The following is an 18,987-nucleotide window of genomic DNA, read 5'->3' as shown; positions in this document are numbered from 1 at the left end:
CTAAGGCTCGCGGAAGGCCTCGCGCGATTTATAGAGCGGCTTCGTCAGGTATTGCAGGATGGTCTTCTCGCCCGTGTGCAATTCGACCTGTGCCAGCATGCCGGGGCGAATCTCTACTGATTGCTGGCGGGGTGACAGGTGCTCGGTATCAACCGACAGCAGCACCTTGTAATGCGGATCGCCATCGGCCACCCGCTCGTCCTTGAACGTGTCGGCGGAGATCACCTGTACCTTGCCCGCCAGCGTGCCGTAAATGGTGTAGTCGTATGCCGACAGCTTTACGGTCGCGTCCTGACCGGGGCGCAGGCTGGCGATGTCTTTCGGTTTCACCTTGGCCTCGACGAACAGCTCCTCGCCCATCGGGATGATCTGAAAAATCTCCTCGCCCGGACGCACGACCCCGCCGATGGTGGAAATCGCCACGTTGTTCACGATGCCCTTCATCGGCGAGCGGATCACCGTGCGGGCCAGCTGGTCACGGCTCAGCTTCATGTTCTGGCGCAGCGTCGCCAGTTCCTTGAGCGTGTCGGAATATTCCGACGCACGGTCCAGTTCGGCCTTGGACACGATCTCGCTATACTTGGCCTCTGCGTCGGTATTCGCCTTGCGGGCGCGGGTCACCTCGATCAGGGAAACGATCTTCTGCGTCAGCAGGTCCTCCATCAACGCGGCCTCGCGGCGGGTCTCTTTCAGAATGGCGCGCGCGCTGTCGGTGCGCCCTTCGAAATCGGTCTGGCGCGCGTTCAGCAACGCGCGCTCGGAGGCGACGATCTCAGGCTGCCTCTTCTCAAGTTCATCGGCCACCTCAAAGTCGAATTGCCCTGCAAGCTCCGCTTCCAGTCGCATCCGGCGGATGTCCAGCGCGTCGATCTGGTCTTGCAGGTCGTCCACCGAGGTCTGGAAGTTGGTGCCAGACAGCCGCGCGAGAATGTCGCCGGGGTTGACCGTGTCCCCTTCGGCAACCAGCAATTCCGACAGGATGCCGCCTTCAAGGTTCTGGATGATCTGGGGGCGCGACGACGACACGAATTCCCCGTCAGACCGGACGATCTCGTCCACCCATGCAAAGGACGCCCAGACGATGAACGCGACAACGGTCAGGCCAATAATGCGGATCACCCAGGACGGGCCGCGCAACTCGTCGTCGAATGCGGCGTCGATCGTGGCCATCAGTTGCCCCCTTTCGGCGCGGTGGCCGTGGTCTTTTTCAGATGCTCCAACACCTGCGCGCGTGGCCCGTCCACGGACAGCTTGCCGCCCTTCAGGATCATCACACGCTCGGTCAGGGTCAGAATCGGCATCCGATGCGTCGCGATCACCGCCGTGCGGCCCTTGAGCCAGCCTTGCAGGTTCGCCACCAAAGCGGCTTCCAGCGACTGGTCAAGCGCTGCGGTCGGCTCGTCCAGTAGCACCACGGACGGGTCTTGCAGCCACAGCCGCGCCCAGCCAATGGACTGGCGCTGCCCGATGGACAGCCCCGCGCCGCCATCATGGATGGGCAGGTCCAGCCCCTTGGCATGTTCGCGTACATAGCGCCCCAGCCCCGCAAAATCGAGCGCCGCCAGCAAGCGAACATCGTCGCGCTCCAGCCCCGACAGGTTGAGGTTGTCGCGCAGCGAGCCTGCGAACAGGCGCACCTCCTGGCTCAGATAGCCCACGCCGCGGCGCAGGTCTTTGGGGTGGATCTGCCCCATGTCGATCCCGTCGATCAACACGCGGCCCTTGTCGGGCGCGTAAAGCCCCGACAGCAGTTTGATCAGCGTGGACTTGCCGGAGCCATTGGCCTCGAGGATCGCCGCATGCTGGCCCGCCGGAATGGCCAAGCCGCCGAGGTCCAGAACCGGCGCCGCGTCCTCGTCATAGCGGTGGATCACGTCGCGCAGCTCGAACCGGCCGGTGATCCGCTCGCGGCGCAAGTAGCTACGGCCTTCGTCGAAGTCCTGCGGGCTGTCAACCACGGCATCAAGCCCCGCAAGCGCGGTTTTCACATTCGACCACCGCGCCATGGTGCCTGCCAGTTGCGTCAGCGGTGCCAGTGTGCGGGACGTCAGGATGCCGACCGCGATGATTGACCCCACGGTGAACTCGCCCGCGAAAACCAGAAACGTCCCCAGCACAACCGCGCCCACATAGGTCGCCTGCTGCACCCCTTGCGACCAGAAGGTCAGCGCGGAGGCGAGGCGACGTTGCTCGGAGGATTTCAGCGCGGACAGCGCGTTCAACTCGCCCCAGACGCGGGCAAAGCGGTCCTCGCCCCGATGCGCTTTGACGGTGTCGGCCTCGTAGATGGCTTCGTGCAGCAAGCGGTTTGCCTTCACCGACGCGCCTTGCGTTTCCTCGGTCAGGGTCATCATCCGCTTTTGCAAAAAGAAGCCCGGCAACACCATCAGGAAGCCGCCTGCGATCAGCACCCAGACGACATTGCCCGCGATGGAGGACACCAAGAGCAGGAACAGAAAGATAAACGGCACATCCGTCAGCGAGCCGATGGTGGACGCGGTGAAAAACTCGCGGATCGAAGAAAATTCCCGCATCGCCGAGAACGTGCCGGACGGCGTCGCACCCGGCGTGCCTGCCCGCATGCCCAGCAGGCGGCTCATCAGGGTTTGCTGCACCGCCAGCTCGATCTTGCGCCCCGCCCCGTCCATCATCCGCGCACGGGCGATCTTCAGGAACGCCTCAAGCGTCAAAGCACCAACGGCGCCGATGGCCAGCACCCACAACGTCGCGTGGGACTGGTGCGGGATCACGCGGTCATAGACCTGCAAGGAAAACAGCGCGACGGCGACTGCGAGGATGTTGGCCACGAAAGAGCCTGCGGTGATCTCGATCAGGTGGCGTTTATACTTCGGAAATTCACCCCAAAACCAGTGGGCAGGCTTCGCGTCCAGCCGATGCTTCTCCTCGACCTGGGCCATGGAGCTTTCGGCCTTCAGCACTTTGCCGGAAAACACCTTGGCAAACTCGGCCAGCGGCACCTCGGCACGGCGGTCGCCGACTGTCTGGTCGAAGATCGTCAGCGTCAGGTCGTGCTGTTCCAGCACCAAAACCAACTGGCCGGTTTTCATCTCGGCCAGTGCGGGCCACAGATCGGGCTGCAAGCGTACATCGCGCACGGCACAGACCAGGCCCAGCGACTTCATCGCGCGGGCCAACAGTTCAGGCGACACGCCGCCCGCATCCAGCGGCATCTCCACCGCCGCGTCCAGCACATCGGACGGTTGCAAGTCCACACCCAGAAGGCCCGCATAGACCGACACCAGCTCCGCCCGGCTGCGCAACTTCTTGGAAAACCGTCCCGCATTTTCCGGCGCTTGCGGCATCGGCACCCTCAAGCCCGGATCGTTCGCCACGGCGGTTGGCGTCTCGACCGGTTTCAGCTTGGCCGTGTTCGATGCCTGAGCCGCCTTGGCCCGTGCCATGTCAAACGCGATGACGGGCGTGGTCATATATCCTCACCATCCACCAACACGCCCATCAGATGGGCAATCTGCAACTCGACCAACGCGACCTGATACGTGAGGCCGATCTGGTCCCGCTCGGTCGCGACCTTGGTCTCGTAGACGCGTACCACATCCATCACGGGGCGCTGCCCCGCCTTATACTGGCGGTCGAACAGCGACAGGTTTTCGTTGGCCGAAGCCAGAAGCCCCTGCCCCTGTGCCTGTTGGCGCTTCAGGGAAATCAGGTTCTGCTCCAGCCGGCGCATGGTGCGCGACTGGTCTTCGGACGCCTGCGCCACCCGCCGCGCGGCGGCTTCCTTGGTGGCCTCGATGGCTTTCAGGCTGGACTTGGTGCCAAAGCCGAAGCCGTTGGGGGCGCCAGCGGTAATGCCGCCCGTCGCGCCACCTTCTTGCAAGGTGCCCTTGGCAGACAATCCCGGCAGAAACCCTGCGCGGTTGATCGTGGCCTCGGCAATATCGCGGTCCCGTTCGGCTTCTGCCTTCAGGATCGACAATGGCTTGACACTGGAGGTGCTCACAATCGGGGCCAGACCGCGCACATCACTCAAAGGCTTGAGTGACATCGCGTTCAGTTCCGCAATCGCGGTGCGGGCGGTCTCCAGATCGGAATTGCGCTGGTTTTCCGCCTCGGCCAGTTTCTGGTTCACGATCTGGCGGTCCGCAGGGTTGGACACCCCGCCGCGCACCCGCTGGTCCATGATCCATGCGAACTCGCCCAAACGCTCCGCCGCGCGGCTGCCCGCCTGCGCCTGTGCACGGGCTTTCTCGGCGGTGATATACAACTCCAGCGCGGAATAGACGCGGTCGTTGGTGTCTTGCGCCAGCGCCACGGCGACAACCTCGACGTCCGCTTTCGCAAAGCTGCGTTCCGCCTTCTTGCGGCCGTTATCGAACAACACCTGGTCGATGACCATGGAGGCGACAACTTCTCCAAGCGACGACAGCGTCAGTGCGGGGCCGATCGTCGGCAACCAGTTCTTTGACGCGGCCTCCGCACGCAGCTTGGCGGAGCGCAACTCGGCCTCCGCCGCGCGGGAGTTCGCAGCCAGCACCGCGCCCGCAACCTTGCCATAGGGCGACCGCGCGTCCAGTGCCGCTTCACGTTGCAGTAAGGTCTGGATCAGCACGGAGCCGTCCCCGCTCCCCGCCAGCGCGGCTTGCGCCTCCGGCTGCGTGGTGGCATCCGGCAGGTTTTCCCCCATCGCGATGTTGGCCGCTGGCGTCGCGCCGGAGAATATCCCCCGCGTCACCTCGCCCCCCATGCAGCCCGTCAATACAGCCGCGGTGGTGCCAGCCAGCACCATGCGCAAAATCGCGCGTTTCCTCGTACCCTGTCCCATGCGGAGCCCCTTCTTATGCGTCGAGAGGTTGGAAAAGGGCGCATCCATGTGGATACGCCCCCGCCCGCTTTTAGTAGTTCACGTTGACCGTGTGGTCGATGATCAAGCTGCCATCATCCCCCAATGTGTAGACGTCATAGACGCGGCCACCGATCGTCTCGGTCGCCCCTGTGGCCTGCGCGCCTGCGATGTTGACCGTGTCGGATGTATCGCCGTGGATGATCAGCGCATTGGTGTCGTCGGACAGGCCCAGCAGGTCCGCCTCGCTCAGGGTCAGCGCACTGTCGCCCGCGATGGACAGGTCGATCGCCCCCACATCGAAGCCGGAAAGCCCCGCCAGCGACACGTCAACCACGCCGGGGGCATTGTCGTCCAGCACCACAAACGTGGCGCTTTCGTTGCCCACCGCATCCTCGGCGTTGATCACGAGGTTGGAGCCGTCGGGAATGCGTTCGTTGAAGGTGAATTGCAGCTCGCCATCCCGCACACCCGGAATTTCGGCCACGGTGCGGGTGTCATAGGCCACGTTGCTGACCTGCCCGGTCCCGCTGATCTGACTGATGGCGACGATATCGTCGCTCAGCTCGGTGCCAACGCCCGACACGCCGGGATCGCCACGGGTGTATTCCGTGTAGGAGATCACGACAGGCGCATCCGGCACCTCGGTATCCACAGTGACAGGGGTCGAGACGCTGTCAGGGTTGCCGTTGCGGTCGATGGTCGTGACCGTGACGTCAGAGATGTATTCGCCCTGCGGGATCTCGTTCGAGCCAAAAGTCACCGACCAGTTGCCGTTCGCGTCCATCATCGCCGGAAATGCCGACATATTTGAACCCCCTCTAGATGTAGTGGTAATTCGTGACCTAGGGGCAACGGGGGATGGTGACCAAAGTCACTCAGCGCGAACTGGAGGCTTGCCTGCCGTCGCACTTGCGCCGAAGCTGCACCGGAACGCCCCGAGGAAAGCCGCCAACATGATGCAAGCCCTTGTCTATACTGCTCCGAAGAGCATGGAGATGCAGCAACGCCCTCGCCCGTTCCCGGGCGCAAACGAGGCGCTGGTTAAGGTCAAATCCGTCGGCATCTGCGGCTCCGACATGCACGGCTATCTGGGCCATGACGACCGACGCCCCGCCCCGTTGGTGCTGGGTCACGAGGCTGCCGGCGTCGTCGCATCGGGCGAGTTGACCGGCACCCGCGTCACGGTAAACCCGCTGGTAACCTGCGGCACCTGCCCCGCCTGCGCAAGCGGGCGCACGAACCTTTGCCCGACACGCCAGATCATCTCCATGCCACCCCGCGAAGGCGCATTTTCGCAATGGCTGACCATGCCGGAGGACAACCTGATCCCCCTCCCTGACCACCTAAGCTTCGATCAGGCCGCGCTGGCAGAGCCGCTGGCGGTCTGCTGGCACGCCATCCGGCTGTGCGCGGAGCAGCCCTATGCCGACCTGAGCGCGCCCGTGATCGTCATCGGCGGCGGCGCGATCGGGTTCGGGAGCGCGTTGGCGTTACAAGCGTTCGGGGCGACCGACATTACGTTGCTGGAAACCAACCCCGTTCGCGCATCGCATCTGCGCGAACTGACCGACATTCCCGTGCGCGACCCCGCCGAAATAAACGCCGGACAAGCGGCGCTCGTGGTCGATTGCGTCGGCTTCCAGGCAACCCGAAAAGCCGCCTGCACGATGGTCGCACCCGGTGGCACGATCTGCCATATCGGGCTTGGAGACAGCAATGACGGACTTGATGTTCGCCGCATAACCCTACAGGAAATAACAGTTTTCGGAACTTACGCCTATACCGATCAGGACTTCCGCGACACCGTCGCCGCAATGGCCGACGGGCGCTTGGGTCCGCTCGACTGGGCCGAAACACGCGCGCTCTCGGAGGGGCCGCAAGCCTTTGCGGATATCCTCAGCGGACAGGTCATGGCGCCGAAAGTGATCCTGCACCCCTAGACAAACAAGGTATCGCGCAGCTTGTCTGCCGCGACTTGCAGCGTCGGCAACATGCTTTTTGCCTGAACGAGGCTCATCCGCTGGGCAGGCCCGTGCACCGCCAGGGAAGCCACGTAGCGCCCCGCAGGGTCGCGCACCGGCACCGCGACGGCCACCATGTCGTCGATGAACTCCTCGTCGTCTTCCGCGAACCCCTGCTTCGCGATCACCTTCAACTCGGCCAACAGTGCATCGGTCGAGACGTGGGTCTTGCGCGTCTCCCGCGACAGCGTCAACGCGCTGACGAAGGCCGCTCGCGCCTTCGGGGTCAGCGAAGCCATGAACACCTTGCCGGAGGCTGTGCAGTGGAACGGCACATGGGTGCCGATGGGCAACTGGATGCGAAACGACCAGCTTGTATCGACCCGGTCAAGATACCGCATCCCCGCCTCTTCCGGCACGACGAAGTTCACGGTTTCGCCGACGCTTCTGGCGACCTCGCTCATGATCTGGTGCCGCGCGACGTTCGCCCAGCCGGCATGAAGCAACCCCGACGCCATCAGACGGGCGCGACGGGCGGCGCGGAACCCCTTGCCATCGCCGTCGCGCACCAGAAACCCCTCCGCCTCCAGTGTCGCGCATAACCGGTGCACCGTCTGCTTCGGCAATCCGACCGACGCATTCAGTTCTGTCGGGGTCATCGCCTTGTCGCTTTGCCCAAGCGCCTCCAACAACAGCAGCGTCCGCATGTTTGTCGGAATCCGCGCGTCAGCAGTGTCGTCCGGCGTCGCCTTATCGTCCAAACCATCCTCCGTTCGTCACAGATTGCGGGACGTGCCTGCGATACCCTCACAGGAAACCGCTTGTGCAATGCACGAATCGTTGTAGGCTAAACCATCAAAAACGAGACGCAAAGTCTCATTTTTTGACATATGGAGGGGTTTTGGAATTTGACTACGTGATTGTGGGCGCCGGTTCTGCCGGATGCGCCATTGCCAACCGCCTTTCCGAGAGCGGCAGGTTTACCGTTGCCCTGCTTGAGGCTGGCGGTCGCGACACAAACCCGTGGATCCACATTCCGGTCGGCTACTTCAAAACCATGGGTAACCCCAAGACCGATTGGCGCTATCAGGCGGCCAGCGATCCGGGGCTGAACGGGCGCTCTATCCCGTGGCCGCGCGGGCGCGTGCTGGGCGGCTCGTCGTCGATCAACGGGCTGCTATATGTGCGCGGGCAAGCGCAGGACTACGACCACTGGGCACAGATGGGGAATACCGGCTGGGACTGGGAAACGGTCCTGCCATACTTCAAGAAATCCGAAAACTGGCACGGCAAAGACAAGGGCGAAGATCGCGGCACGGGCGGTCCCTTGCACGTCTCCCCCACACGTCTGAAACGCGACGTGGTGGACAAGTGGATCGACGCCGCCGAAGCCGCTGGCTACAAGAAAAACCCCGACTACAATGACGGCGATCAGGAAGGCGTCGGCTACTTCCAGTTGACCATGGCAAACGGGCGCAGATGCTCCTCGGCGGTGGCCTATCTGAAACCTGCGCGAGGGCGCTCGAACCTTGAAATCATCACCCACGCCCAAACCAAGCGCCTGATCCTCGACGGCAAACGTGCCACAGGGGTTGAGGTCGACCTGAACGGCAAGCACACTGAAATCCGTGCCCGCAGGGAAGTCATTTTATCAGCAGGCGCAATAGGTTCCCCGCAGATCCTCATGTTATCCGGCATCGGTGACGTGGATGGCATCAAGCCCCACGGCATCGAGATGGTGCACGAATTGAAAGGCGTCGGGCGCAACCTTCAAGACCACCTGCAAGCCCGCCCTGTGTTCAAAACCGACCTGTCCACGATCAATGTCGAGGTCTCCAACTACTTCAAGCAAGGTCTGATCGCGCTGGAATATGCGCTGAAGCGCACCGGCCCCATGGCGATGGCCGCGAGCCTCGGAACGGGCTTCTTGAAGACAGAGCCGCATCTGGACACGCCTGACATCCAGTTCCACATCCAGCCCTTCTCGGCCTCGCACCCCGCCGAAGGGCCGCACAAGTTTTCCGCCTTCACCGCCAGCGTGCTGCAACTGCGCCCCGAAAGCGCGGGGCATCTGGAACTGACATCCGCCAACTGGCGCGACCACCCCGCCATTCACCCGAACTATCTGGCGACGGAAACCGACCAGCGCACCATCGTCAAAGGCATTCAGGTCGCCCGTCGCATCGCGCAGCATAGCCCGCTGAAAGAGCATATCATCGAAGAGTTCGCCCCCGGCCGCGAGGTCGCGTTCGACGACCATGACGCCACGCTCGACTGGGCGCGCAACACCGCCGTGACGATCTACCATCCGACCGGCACTTGCAAAATGGGCAACGACGACATGGCCGTGGTCGATGCCCGCCTTCGGGTGCATGGCATCGACGGGCTGCGCGTGGCGGACTGCTCCATCATGCCGACCATCGTGAGCGGCAACACCAACGCACCGGCGATCATGATCGGGGAGAAAGTCTCCGACATGATCCTTGAAGATGCCGCGTCCACTGAAAGGAGGGCGGGGTAGCAGAATTCAACCACCGCACCTTGGAGGAGGAGCGCGGTGAGACGTTGAAGAAAAGGCGGCGCGGGATGCCTTCCCCGTTTTGCCAGAGATTAATCGGAAGGCTTGGACCTTAAGGGAGGACCTTATGTTGAACTTGAAAACCATCACGGCAGGCGCACTGGGCTTGTCCATGCTGGCCTCGGCGGCATTTGCCGAGACCACGATCCGCGTGCAATCGGTGATCCCGTCCTCGGCGGACGAGATCGTCATGCTCAAAGACTTCGCAGAGGATGTCAAAGCCCTGACCGACGGCGAAGTCGTCATCGAGGTGCTGCCCGCAGGCTCCGTCGTGGGCGTGCAGGAAACGCTCGACGCGGTTGACGCAGGCCTGATCGAAGGCGGCTTTGCGTGGACGCATTACTGGTCGGGCAAGCACCCTGCCGCCATGCTCTTCGGCTCGCCGGTGGCTGGTGCCGGTGTCGGCATCGACAACATCGCGTTCATGTCGTGGTTCCTGAATGCAGGCGGCAAGGAGCTGTATGACCAGCTGTGGAAAGAGATGGGCGTGAACGTCAAAGGCTTCATGCTGCAACCCGTTGGCCCAGAGGCCTTGGGGTGGTTCAAAGAGCCGATCGAGACGATGGCCGACTTCCGCAAATACCGCTTCCGGACACCTCCGGGCATTCCGGGCCAGACCTATAAGGACATCGGCGTGGCCTCGGTCGCCATGGGCGGCGGGGACATCCTGCCCGCGCTGGAAAAAGGCACTATCGACGCGGCGGAATGGTGCTGCCCGAAGCCTGACTCAGTCTTCGGCTTCCAGAAAGTCCTGAAGCACTACTACCTTCAAGGCCTGCACCAGGTTGTTGTGAACGCTGACCTTTACATCAATGGTGACGTCTACAACGGCCTGACGCCTTTGCAGCAGAAAGCCATCGAAGTCGCCGCAAACGCGTCGCTGATGAAATCCATGGCCTACCGCATCCGTGAAAACGGTCTGGCGCTGGACAAGCTGGTGAACGAGGACGGCGTGATCCTGCATGACACCCCTGCCGACTACTTCACCGAGTACATGGCAGCCGCCAACAAAGCGCTGGAGACCAACGCCGCCGACAACGCGTTCTTTGCGGAAGTGTGGCAGTCCCAAAAGGACTTCGCACGGACCGCAGTTCCGTTCTGGGCCGGTGCGCAAACGTCCAACGCCAATCTGGGCCGCGCCTATGCGGCTGAACTGGCTGGCGAAAAGTAACACAAAACCTCCCCTGCCCGCGTCGTGTGATGCGGGCAGGACCACACACGCCAAGGCTCATTTGCCAAGGGGGACAGTCCGATGATGAACGAAGATCAAGACAAGATCGACTTCTCGGAATACGAGAATGTCGGTGACGAGCTTCTCGCGGATGCGGGCGGAGCCGTGGGCAAGAAACTGCCCGACGACATGCACCCCCTCGCCCGCAAGGCGATCTACGCCATCGACCATTTCTCCAACTGGCAAGGCCGCATCGCGTGCCTTCTGGTCGTGCCGATCATCCTCGCCATGGTTTACGAGGTCATCGCCCGCAAGTTCTTCATCGCGCCGACGCTGTGGTCCTACGACCTGTCGCGGATGCTCTACGGGATGTCCTTCATGCTGGGTGCCGCCTACGCGCTGATGCGCGGGCTGCATATCCGGGCTGACTTCATCTATCGCGGCTTCTCGGACCGCACGCAGGGCCGCGTCGATCTGATCCTCTACGTGGTGCTGTTCATGCCCGCGATGCTGTTTTTTCTGAAGGCGGGCTACGACTTCTCCGCCAAGTCCTTCCTGCAAGGCGAGCGCGCCGGTGACAGCACATGGGCACCCATCGTGTGGCCCGTCAAAATGGCCCTGACAGCTGGGGTCTTCTTCCTGTGCATTCAGGGTATCTCTGAAATCTTGAAATCGTGGTACGCCGCGACACGCGGAAAGTGGCCCGTCTGATGGAATTCTCCAACGAAATAATCGGCCTGTTCATGATCGGGGCCATGCTGTTCGCGATCTTTATCGGCTTCCCGATCTCCTTCACCCTGATCTTTCTGGGCGTCGTCTTCGGCGCTTGGGGCTTCGGCGTGAAACTGACCGTCTTCCTGATGACGCTGCAATTCTACAACTCGATGATGGAGCAGACCCTCGCGGCGGTCCCGCTCTTCGTGTTCATGGGCTTCATGATGGAGCAGGCCGGATTGATGGAGCGATTATTCGCGGCCATCCAGATGATGCTGGCCCGCATGAAAGGCTCGCTCTACCTCGCGGTGCTGTTCGTGTCTGTGGTCTTCGGCGCGGCAACCGGCATCGTGGGCGCCTCTGTCACCATCCTTGGCATCATGGCGGCGAAGACCATGAACCGCTCCGGCTATGACGTGCGGCTGGCGGCAGGGACCATCACCGCAGGCGGCACGCTGGGCATCCTGATCCCGCCGTCGATCATGCTGGTGGTCATGGGGCCGGTGCTGGAAATCCCCGTCACCGACCTGTTCGCGGCGGCCATCTTCCCCGGCATCCTGATGGCCGGTCTCTATGTGATCTACGCCTTGGGACGCTGCTGGATAAACCCCAAGCTTGGCCCGCCCCTGCCCGAGGACATGATCCCCGAAAACCGGTCCATCATCTGGAAAGAGCTGTTCTTCGGCCTCGTCCCGCCCACGATCCTGATCGCCTTCGCATTGGGCTCGATCCTCGCAGGCTGGGCCACTCCGACCGAGGGCGCGGGCATGGGGGCATTCGGCTCCATCCTGCTGGCCATCGGGTATCGCAAGTTCACTTGGGCAGGCCTATATGACGCGCTGATCAAGACGCTGGAAATCTCGGTCCTGATCCTGTTCCTGGTCGCCGCGTCCAACTTCTTCGGCGCCGTGTTCTCGCGCCTTGGCACACCGACCATGATCACCGAGCTGCTGCTGAACCTCGACGTCTCGGCTTCCGTGGTGGTGATCCTGATCCTCGCGCTGGTCTTCGTGCTCGGCTGGCCGCTCGAATGGGTGCCGATCGTGCTGATCATCCTGCCGATCCTGTCGCCCGTGCTGCTGGAGTTGCAGGTCGATATGCTGTGGTTCGCCATCCTCGTCGCGGTCTGTCTGCAAACCGCGTGGCTCAGTCCGCCCGTGGCCTTGTCAGCCTACTTTCTGAAAGGCGTGGTGCCGGAATGGGATCTCAAGGACATATACTTCGGCATGATGCAGTTCATGGTCATCCAGATACTCGGGCTGTCGCTGGTGTTCCTGTTCCCGGCAATCGCGACATGGCTGCCGATATATATCTACGGCGGCGGCTGACCGACGCCGTAGGCTCTGACGCGCCTTCGCCCTCAGACCTCGCTGGCCATCATGGCGTTGATCAGCCGTTCGCACCGGTCGCCCGTTTCGCAATACGCCAGTATCGGGCGCGGCAGAGTCCGGACCAGCTCGGCCAACTTTTCCACGTCGGCCTCCGTCGGGCCGTCCTGCCCGATCGGCAGGTATGCAGCCTTGAGGCCGCTATAGGCGGCAGCCTGTCGCATCTCTTCGTAAAGGCTCTGGTCAATCGCTTCGCCGTCGGGGCGGTTGCACAGGATGGACTTGAAGCCAAGCGTATGGATCAAGCCCACGTCTCTCGCCGAGGGTTGCGCACAGATGCTGATGTCAGCCGTCATCTTGGTCGGTGTAATCATCGGTTTTCCTTTGGTAGAGCCAGTAGCGCTGCCACATATCAGCGGCGGTCGCGTTGGTCAGTCAGGCATGATCTTCGTGCCGGGCAGTTTCGCCATCGCGGCCTGGCTCAGTTCGACAAGCCTGCCGGTCTCGGCCGAATACTGGTCCAGAGCCTTTTGCACGAACTCACCTTGAATCTTCTGCACTTCTTGCAGGGACTTCGCATGCATCAACTGGTGTTGCGTGCGCACGTCTTCTTTCACGCGTTCCGCCACGAAGTCGAACACTTCCACGCCAAGGTTACTCAGCGCTTCCGCCCAAGCGTTGCCGAGAGCGGATGCCGATTTGAATCCCGCTTGCTGCACATCCTGAATCGCTTTCAGCCCCGGGGCTTCAGGCGTTTTTTGTGTCTTATCAGTGGTTTTTCCAGTCATATTGGTATCCTCCTGAATGTAGCTACGGGTCCGATCATAGCATATTCGCCCCGCCCCCTATTGATCCGCATCAATGTTGTCGCCCGCAACCTGCGCAAGAGTCGTCCGCACAGGAGGCGGCGTCATGGAAGATCACGGCCACAGCAAAACCGAAATCGCGGAACGCCTCGCCGGAAGTGGGGGCACACTCCATCTGCGGGACATGATCTATGGCGGGATCGACGGCGCGGTGACGACTTTCGCCATTGTGGCGGGCGTGCAAGGGGCCGGGTTGTCCCACACGGTTATCATCGCGCTCGGGGTCGCAAACGTGCTGGCTGACGGCTTCTCCATGGCGGCGGGCAACTATTCCGGCACCAAGGCCGATCTGGATGATCGCCACCGCCTCAGCGCCATCGAGCAGCGCCATATTCACGACTACCCCGACGGAGAGCGCGAAGAGCTTCGGCAAATTCTGGAGGCCAAGGGGTTGACCGGCACCTTGCTCGACCAAGCAACCGACGCCATCGCCAGCAAGCCGCGCAAATGGATCGAGCTGATGTTGACCGACGAATACGGCCTGTCACCTACGCCCCCTGCCCCGATGGCCGCCGCAATCGCGACGTTCCTTGCGTTTCTGGCCGCAGGCATCGTGCCACTGCTGCCGTTCCTGCTGGGGCTCGATAACCCGTTTACCATCTCCATAGCGGCGACCGCTGTGGTCTTTTTCGGCATCGGGGCGGCTAAAAGCCGGTGGTCCCTTGCGCCATGGTGGCGCTCGGCGCTCGAAACGCTGGCGATTGGATCGACCGCCGCGGCGATTGCTTACTTCGTCGGGACCATGTTCCACACCTGACGGCGAACCGCCCGTGGCATCGCCTAGGAGGCCAGCCCGAACCGCCCAAGCATCCGGCGTAGGTGGTCGCGCTCCTCCAGCAGGTCCAGAGCCAGCGCGATACCGGGCATATTGACCCCCAGATCGCGCTCCAGCCGACGGGCCTTCTTGGCCCGCAGCACGCTGATATGGCTGAAACTGTATTCCGAACCGCTGGCCTGGCGCGGCTCCACCACACCGTGCTGGATCAACTGCACCACCCAAGCCTCGTCCGCGTCGCAAAAGCGGCACAGCTCGTGCAATGTCAGCTCGTCCAGCGTTTCAGCTTCGTCCTTGTGCATCTTCGCTTTCTTCATGGCTTAGCCCTCCATGTTCTTGCGGGGATCAAACTTCATCTCCTGTGCCATCTGCTCGTACAGAGCCCGCGCCTTGTCGTTGATCTTCGGCGGGTTCACGATCTTGAGCACGGCATACAGATCGCCCGCCCTCTTGCCCGGAAGCCCGCGCCCTTTCAGGCGCAGCTTCTGTCCCGCCCGCGCGTTCTTCGGGACCGTCACGCCGACCTCGCCCGCAGGTGTCGGCATGCTGATCTTACCGCCAAGCGCGGCCTCCCACGGGGCAACCGGCAGGTCCACATAGATGTCGCGCCCGTCAATGCGATAGGTCGGATGCGGGGCGAACGACACTTCAAGAAACAGATCGCCCGCAGGCCCGCCGCCAAATCCGGGGGAGCCCTTGCCCTTCAGCCGTATATGCTGGCCCTCGCGGACGCCTTTGGGGATTTTAACAGAAACGCTGCGGTTTTTCATCACCAACCGACCGGCATCGTCCATTTCCGGCGACTGCATGGTCAGGACACGCGTCGTGCCGTGATATGCGTCCTCAAGGTCCAGCACCACGCGGGCGTGCTGGTCCTGTCCTGCCGCCTGCCTGCGCGACGTGAAGCCTTCGGCCCGCGACCCCGACCGGAACAGATTTTCGAAGAAGTCGCTGAACGCCGCGTCATCCGGTCCGCCCGCGCCATGTGGCCGCTCGGAAAAATGATAGCGCTGATCCCAATCCGGTGGCGGCCGGAACCCCTGCCCGCCACCTTGCGGCTCCGCGCCAAGCTGGTCATAGGCGGCGCGCTTTTCCGCGTCGCCAAGCACCGCGAACGCCTCGCCCGCTTCCTTGAACTTGGCATCCGCACCATCTTCGGTGTTCACGTCAGGATGGTATTTTCGCGCCAGCTTGCGATAGGCGCGCTTGATCTCGTCCTGAGTCGCCGTCCGCTCCACGCCCAGCGCCTTGTAGTAATCCTTGTAGTCCATGATCGACGGATGCTCCGGCTGAATAGTCCTATTGCATTGCAGTGTATCACAAATATCTGGGGTCGCATTTGCGCTAACTCAAGCGACGGTCGCGCCGCTCTGGTATACTGGGGACATATAGCGATGAGGTTACAACATGAAAAACTCGACCATTCTGACCGTCATAGGCGCGAAATGCCCGATGGACGTCCTTTCTCCGGTAACCGACGCCGCGCGGGCCGGAAACCTGCACCTTGCTTATCTGGCGGTGGGGGCAGTGCCGCAATTCCCCAACTATGGCGTGGGCATGCTGCCTTACGGAACGCCCGTGGTTCCCGACGCATGGCAGGAAGCCGTCCAGCAAACAGGGGCCGACCTGAAGGCCAAACTCGACGAGGTCGAGGACATGCTCGCCAAGGAAGGCCTGTCCGGTGATGTCAATTCCGCCTGCGCCGAACCGGTAGGCCTTGCCGACCTCGTCGCATGGCGCGCCAATCTATGCGACTTATGCCTTATCTCTAACGACTTGCGAGACGATCCTTACACGTTCAAAAACGTGCTGCACGGGTTGTTGTTCAACTCCTCCGCGCCTGTCGTGATCAACGACACCGCTGGCGAGAAGACGCTCTCTCCAAACCATATCCTGATCGCGTGGAACACCAGCCTGCCCGCCGCACGCACGGTCAAACAGGCGCTGCCTCTGCTCAAGCAGGCGAAGGCCGTCACGGTGGCGTGCTTCGACCCAGTGATGAGCGAGATGGCTGACGGCGAAAACCCCGGCTCCGACCTGGGCAAATGGCTGACCCGCCACGGCTGCAATGTCACGGTCGAGCAGCATCCAAGCGGCGGTCGCGAAATCGCGGAGTGCATACTGGGCCGCGCCAAAGAGGTTGGCGCCGACCTCGTGGTCGCCGGTGCCTACGGTCGGTCCCGCCTGCGCGAAAACCTGTTCGGCGGCACGACAGCCAGCCTGACGGCGCAAACGAAAATGCCGGTGCTTATGACGCACTAGCCAGCAGAAAAGCCCCCCGCGCGCGCTGTGGCCGCGCGCGGGGGGTATATCTTACGCCAGATCGAAGCGGTCCGCGTTCATCACCTTGGTCCACGCGGCGACGAAGTCGTTTACGAACTTCTCCGCGTTGTCGTCTTGGGCGTAGACCTCGGCATAGGAGCGCAGGATCNAAACCTGTTCGGCGGCACGACAGCCAGCCTGACGGCGCAAACGAAAATGCCGGTGCTTATGACGCACTAGCCAGCAGAAAAGCCCCCCGCGCGCGCTGTGGCCGCGCGCGGGGGGTATATCTTACGCCAGATCGAAGCGGTCCGCGTTCATCACCTTGGTCCACGCGGCGACGAAGTCGTTTACGAACTTCTCCGCGTTGTCGTCTTGGGCGTAGACCTCGGCATAGGAGCGCAGGATCGAATTCGAGCCGAACACCAGATCGACCCGCGTTGCGGTCCATTTGACCTCGTCGGTCTTGCGGTCCCGCAGCTCGTACATCGTATCCGACACCACGTTCCACACACCGCCCATATCCATCAGGTTGGTGAAGAAGTCCGGCGTCAACGCACCCTCGCGGTCCGTAAACACACCATGCTTGGTACCGCCATGGTTGGTCCCCATGACGCGCATACCGCCGACCAGCACGGTCATTTCCGCAGCGGTCAGCCCCAGCAGTTGCGCACGGTCGACCAGCAGTTCTTCGGCGCTGATCTCATAGTGCTCCTTCGCCCAGTTGCGGAAACCGTCATGCAGCGGCTCCAGCGGATCGAAGGACGGCGCGTCGGTCATTTCGTCCGTGGCATCGCCACGGCCCGGCGCAAACGGCACCTCGATGTCGAAACCAGCCGCTTTCGCCGCCTGCTCCACACCGACATTGCCCGCCAGCACGATCACGTCCGCCACACTGGCGCCTGCGTCCGATGCAATGCCTTCCAGCACGCCCAACACGCGGGCCAGACGCTCCGGCTCGTTGCCGGCCCAGTCCTTTTGCGGAGCCAGCCGGATACGCGCACCGTTCGCCCCCCCACGCATGTCGGAGCCGCGATAGGTCCGCGCGCTGTCCCATGCGGTCGCAACCATGTCGCTGACCGACAGGCCGCTATCCGCGATCTTGGCCTTCACCGCGTCCACGTCATAATCGGTGTTGCCAGCGGGGATCGGGTCCTGCCAGATCAGGTCTTCCTGCGGCGCTTCCGGCCCGATATAGCGCGCCTTCGGCCCAATGTCGCGGTGGGTCAGCTTGAACCAGGCGCGGGCGAACACTTCCGAGAAGTAGTCGGGGTTCTTGTAGAACTTTTCCGAGATTTCGCGGTAGATCGGGTCCTTGATCATCGCCATATCCGCGTCGGTCATCAGCGGCATCTGACGGATCGACGGGTCTTCCACGTCAACCGGCATGTCCTCTTCCGCGATCTCGACCGGCTGCCACTGCCACGCGCCAGCGGGGCTCTTTGTCAGCTCCCACTCGTGGTTGAACAGCATCTCGAAATAGCCGTTGTCCCATTTGGTCGGGTGGGTCGTCCACGCGCCTTCCAAGCCGCTGGACACCGTCTCGCGGCCGATGCCGGTGCCGTTGGGGTTCGCCCAGCCCAGACCTTGCGCCTCGATGCCGCCGCTTTCGGGGTCGGGCCCGATTTGCGACGCGTCACCGTTGCCGTGGCATTTGCCGACAGTGTGGCCCCCTGCGGTCAGCGCGACGGTTTCCTCGTCATCCATCGCCATGCGGGCGAAGGTCTCACGCACCTGCGCAGCGGTTTTCAACGGATCAGGCTGGCCGTTCACACCTTCGGGGTTCACATAGATCAACCCCATCTGCACCGCCGCCAGCGGGTTCTGCATCGTCGCGGCGTCGTCCACGCTGTCATAGCGCTCGTCGCTCGGGGCAAGCCATTCCGTCTCGGCGCCCCAGAAGATGTCCTTTTCGGGGTGCCAGATATCCTCGCGGCCATAGGCGTAGCCATACATTTTCAGCCCCATGGACTCATAGGCCACGTTGCCTGCCAGAATAAGCAGATCGGCCCAGCTGATCTTGTTGCCGTATTTCTTCTTGATCGGCCACAGCAGACGGCGGGCCTTGTCGAGGCTCACGTTGTCGGGCCATGAGTTCAGCGGCGCGAACCGCTGGTTGCCCGTCGCCGCACCACCGCGACCATCGGCCAGACGGTAGGTGCCCGCCGCATGCCACGCCATGCGCACCATCAAGCCGCCATAATGGCCCCAATCGGCAGGCCACCAGTCCTGACTGTCGGTCATGAAGGCGTGCAGGTCTTTCTTCAGCGCGTCGAAATCAAGGGTCTTCACCTCTTCGCGGTAGTCGAAATCCTTGCTCATCGGATTGGTCTTGGTGTCGTGCTGGTGCAGAATGTCGAGATTCAACGCGTTCGGCCACCAGTCCAGCCCCGAGGAAGATGTGTTGGTATGCGCCCCGTGAAGCACCGGGCATCCGGCCGTGCCGCTGATCTTGTTTCCGTCCATGATAAATCTCCGCTTGCTGTTTTCAGGGGTTGCTGTCCGGC

At 62.5% G+C, this 18,987-nt stretch carries 17 protein-coding genes; 7 read left to right on the top strand and 10 right to left on the bottom strand.

The features are described from left to right. From THALAR_RS03195 to THALAR_RS03180, 4 genes are all read right to left on the bottom strand, one after another. On the bottom strand, window positions 1–1,170 hold the full coding sequence (locus tag THALAR_RS03195; RefSeq protein ID WP_021100042.1) for an HlyD family type I secretion periplasmic adaptor subunit: 1,170 nt from the start codon (window positions 1,168–1,170) through the stop codon (window positions 1–3). Next, complete coding sequence (locus tag THALAR_RS03190; protein WP_021100041.1) at window positions 1,170–3,449, bottom strand: ATP-binding cassette domain-containing protein; 2,280 nt, start codon at window positions 3,447–3,449, stop codon at window positions 1,170–1,172. The genes THALAR_RS03195 and THALAR_RS03190 overlap by 1 nt, the downstream gene beginning before the upstream one ends. Beyond that, the gene (locus tag THALAR_RS03185) at window positions 3,446–4,804 is read right to left on the bottom strand and encodes a TolC family protein (protein ID WP_021100040.1); all 1,359 of its coding nucleotides are present in this window, start codon (window positions 4,802–4,804) and stop codon (window positions 3,446–3,448) included. The genes THALAR_RS03190 and THALAR_RS03185 overlap by 4 nt, the downstream gene beginning before the upstream one ends. Window positions 4,805–4,874: 70 nt before the next feature. After that, window positions 4,875–5,630, bottom strand: coding sequence for a hypothetical protein (locus THALAR_RS03180; protein ID WP_021100039.1), 756 nt, complete (start codon window positions 5,628–5,630; stop codon window positions 4,875–4,877). Window positions 5,631–5,778: 148 nt separating this feature from the next. Between THALAR_RS03180 and THALAR_RS03175 the strand changes: the two genes are divergently transcribed. Further along, entirely contained in the window at window positions 5,779–6,765 is a 987-nt protein-coding gene (locus tag THALAR_RS03175; protein ID WP_322786911.1) for a zinc-dependent alcohol dehydrogenase, read from the top strand. On the opposite strand, the gene THALAR_RS03170 is transcribed toward THALAR_RS03175, so the two are convergent. Beyond that, window positions 6,762–7,547, bottom strand: a complete 786-nt coding sequence (locus tag THALAR_RS03170) for an IclR family transcriptional regulator (RefSeq protein ID WP_021100037.1) — start codon at window positions 7,545–7,547, stop codon at window positions 6,762–6,764. The genes THALAR_RS03175 and THALAR_RS03170 overlap by 4 nt on opposite strands. A 140-nt stretch (window positions 7,548–7,687) precedes the next feature. Here THALAR_RS03170 and THALAR_RS03165 point away from each other — a divergent pair, with 140 nt between their 5' ends. From THALAR_RS03165 to THALAR_RS03150, 4 genes are all read left to right on the top strand, one after another. Beyond that, on the top strand, window positions 7,688–9,307 hold the full coding sequence (locus THALAR_RS03165) for a GMC family oxidoreductase (RefSeq protein ID WP_021100036.1): 1,620 nt from the start codon (window positions 7,688–7,690) through the stop codon (window positions 9,305–9,307). 124 nt (window positions 9,308–9,431) lie between these two features. Beyond that, the gene (locus tag THALAR_RS03160; protein ID WP_021100035.1) at window positions 9,432–10,535 is read left to right on the top strand and encodes a TRAP transporter substrate-binding protein; all 1,104 of its coding nucleotides are present in this window, start codon (window positions 9,432–9,434) and stop codon (window positions 10,533–10,535) included. Window positions 10,536–10,619: 84 nt separating this feature from the next. Then, the gene (locus THALAR_RS18765) at window positions 10,620–11,246 is read left to right on the top strand and encodes a TRAP transporter small permease subunit (protein WP_040817608.1); all 627 of its coding nucleotides are present in this window, start codon (window positions 10,620–10,622) and stop codon (window positions 11,244–11,246) included. Continuing rightward, the gene (locus THALAR_RS03150) at window positions 11,210–12,577 is read left to right on the top strand and encodes a TRAP transporter large permease (RefSeq protein WP_245622334.1); all 1,368 of its coding nucleotides are present in this window, start codon (window positions 11,210–11,212) and stop codon (window positions 12,575–12,577) included. Before THALAR_RS18765 ends, THALAR_RS03150 begins: the two co-directional genes overlap by 37 nt. A gap of 32 nt (window positions 12,578–12,609) precedes the next feature. Here THALAR_RS03150 and THALAR_RS03145 read toward each other — a convergent pair whose 3' ends face one another. Continuing rightward, window positions 12,610–12,951, bottom strand: a complete 342-nt coding sequence (locus THALAR_RS03145; protein WP_021100032.1) for a beta-lactamase hydrolase domain-containing protein — start codon at window positions 12,949–12,951, stop codon at window positions 12,610–12,612. A gap of 57 nt (window positions 12,952–13,008) precedes the next feature. Next, window positions 13,009–13,365, bottom strand: coding sequence for a phasin family protein (locus tag THALAR_RS03140; protein ID WP_021100031.1), 357 nt, complete (start codon window positions 13,363–13,365; stop codon window positions 13,009–13,011). Between the two features lie 124 nt (window positions 13,366–13,489). Here THALAR_RS03140 and THALAR_RS03135 point away from each other — a divergent pair, with 124 nt between their 5' ends. Next, complete coding sequence (locus tag THALAR_RS03135) at window positions 13,490–14,200, top strand: VIT1/CCC1 transporter family protein (protein ID WP_021100030.1); 711 nt, start codon at window positions 13,490–13,492, stop codon at window positions 14,198–14,200. A gap of 23 nt (window positions 14,201–14,223) precedes the next feature. Here THALAR_RS03135 and THALAR_RS03130 read toward each other — a convergent pair whose 3' ends face one another. Then, window positions 14,224–14,535: a chaperone modulator CbpM gene (locus THALAR_RS03130; protein ID WP_021100029.1), complete on the bottom strand. Its 312-nt coding sequence runs from the start codon at window positions 14,533–14,535 to the stop codon at window positions 14,224–14,226. 3 nt (window positions 14,536–14,538) lie between these two features. Continuing rightward, window positions 14,539–15,489: a DnaJ C-terminal domain-containing protein gene (locus tag THALAR_RS03125; RefSeq protein ID WP_021100028.1), complete on the bottom strand. Its 951-nt coding sequence runs from the start codon at window positions 15,487–15,489 to the stop codon at window positions 14,539–14,541. 136 nt (window positions 15,490–15,625) lie between these two features. On the opposite strand from THALAR_RS03125, the gene THALAR_RS03120 reads away from it, so the two are divergent. Then, a complete protein-coding gene (locus THALAR_RS03120; protein ID WP_021100027.1) occupies window positions 15,626–16,480 on the top strand; it encodes a universal stress protein in 855 nt (284 codons plus the stop codon). Window positions 16,481–16,771: 291 nt separating this feature from the next. On the opposite strand, the gene katG is transcribed toward THALAR_RS03120, so the two are convergent. Beyond that, window positions 16,772–18,946 carry a catalase/peroxidase HPI gene (katG, locus tag THALAR_RS03115; protein WP_021100025.1) on the bottom strand — a complete coding sequence of 725 codons (2,175 nt, stop codon included), beginning with the start codon at window positions 18,944–18,946 and terminating at the stop codon, window positions 16,772–16,774. Window positions 18,947–18,987 lie beyond the last annotated feature (41 nt).

Origin of the sequence: Litoreibacter arenae DSM 19593, assembly GCF_000442275.2 — a bacterium.
In the GTDB taxonomy this organism is placed as follows: Bacteria; Pseudomonadota; Alphaproteobacteria; order Rhodobacterales; family Rhodobacteraceae; genus Litoreibacter; species Litoreibacter arenae.
The sequence above is the reverse complement of the archived record's forward strand: the minus strand, read 5'-3'. Positions and strand labels throughout refer to the sequence as shown.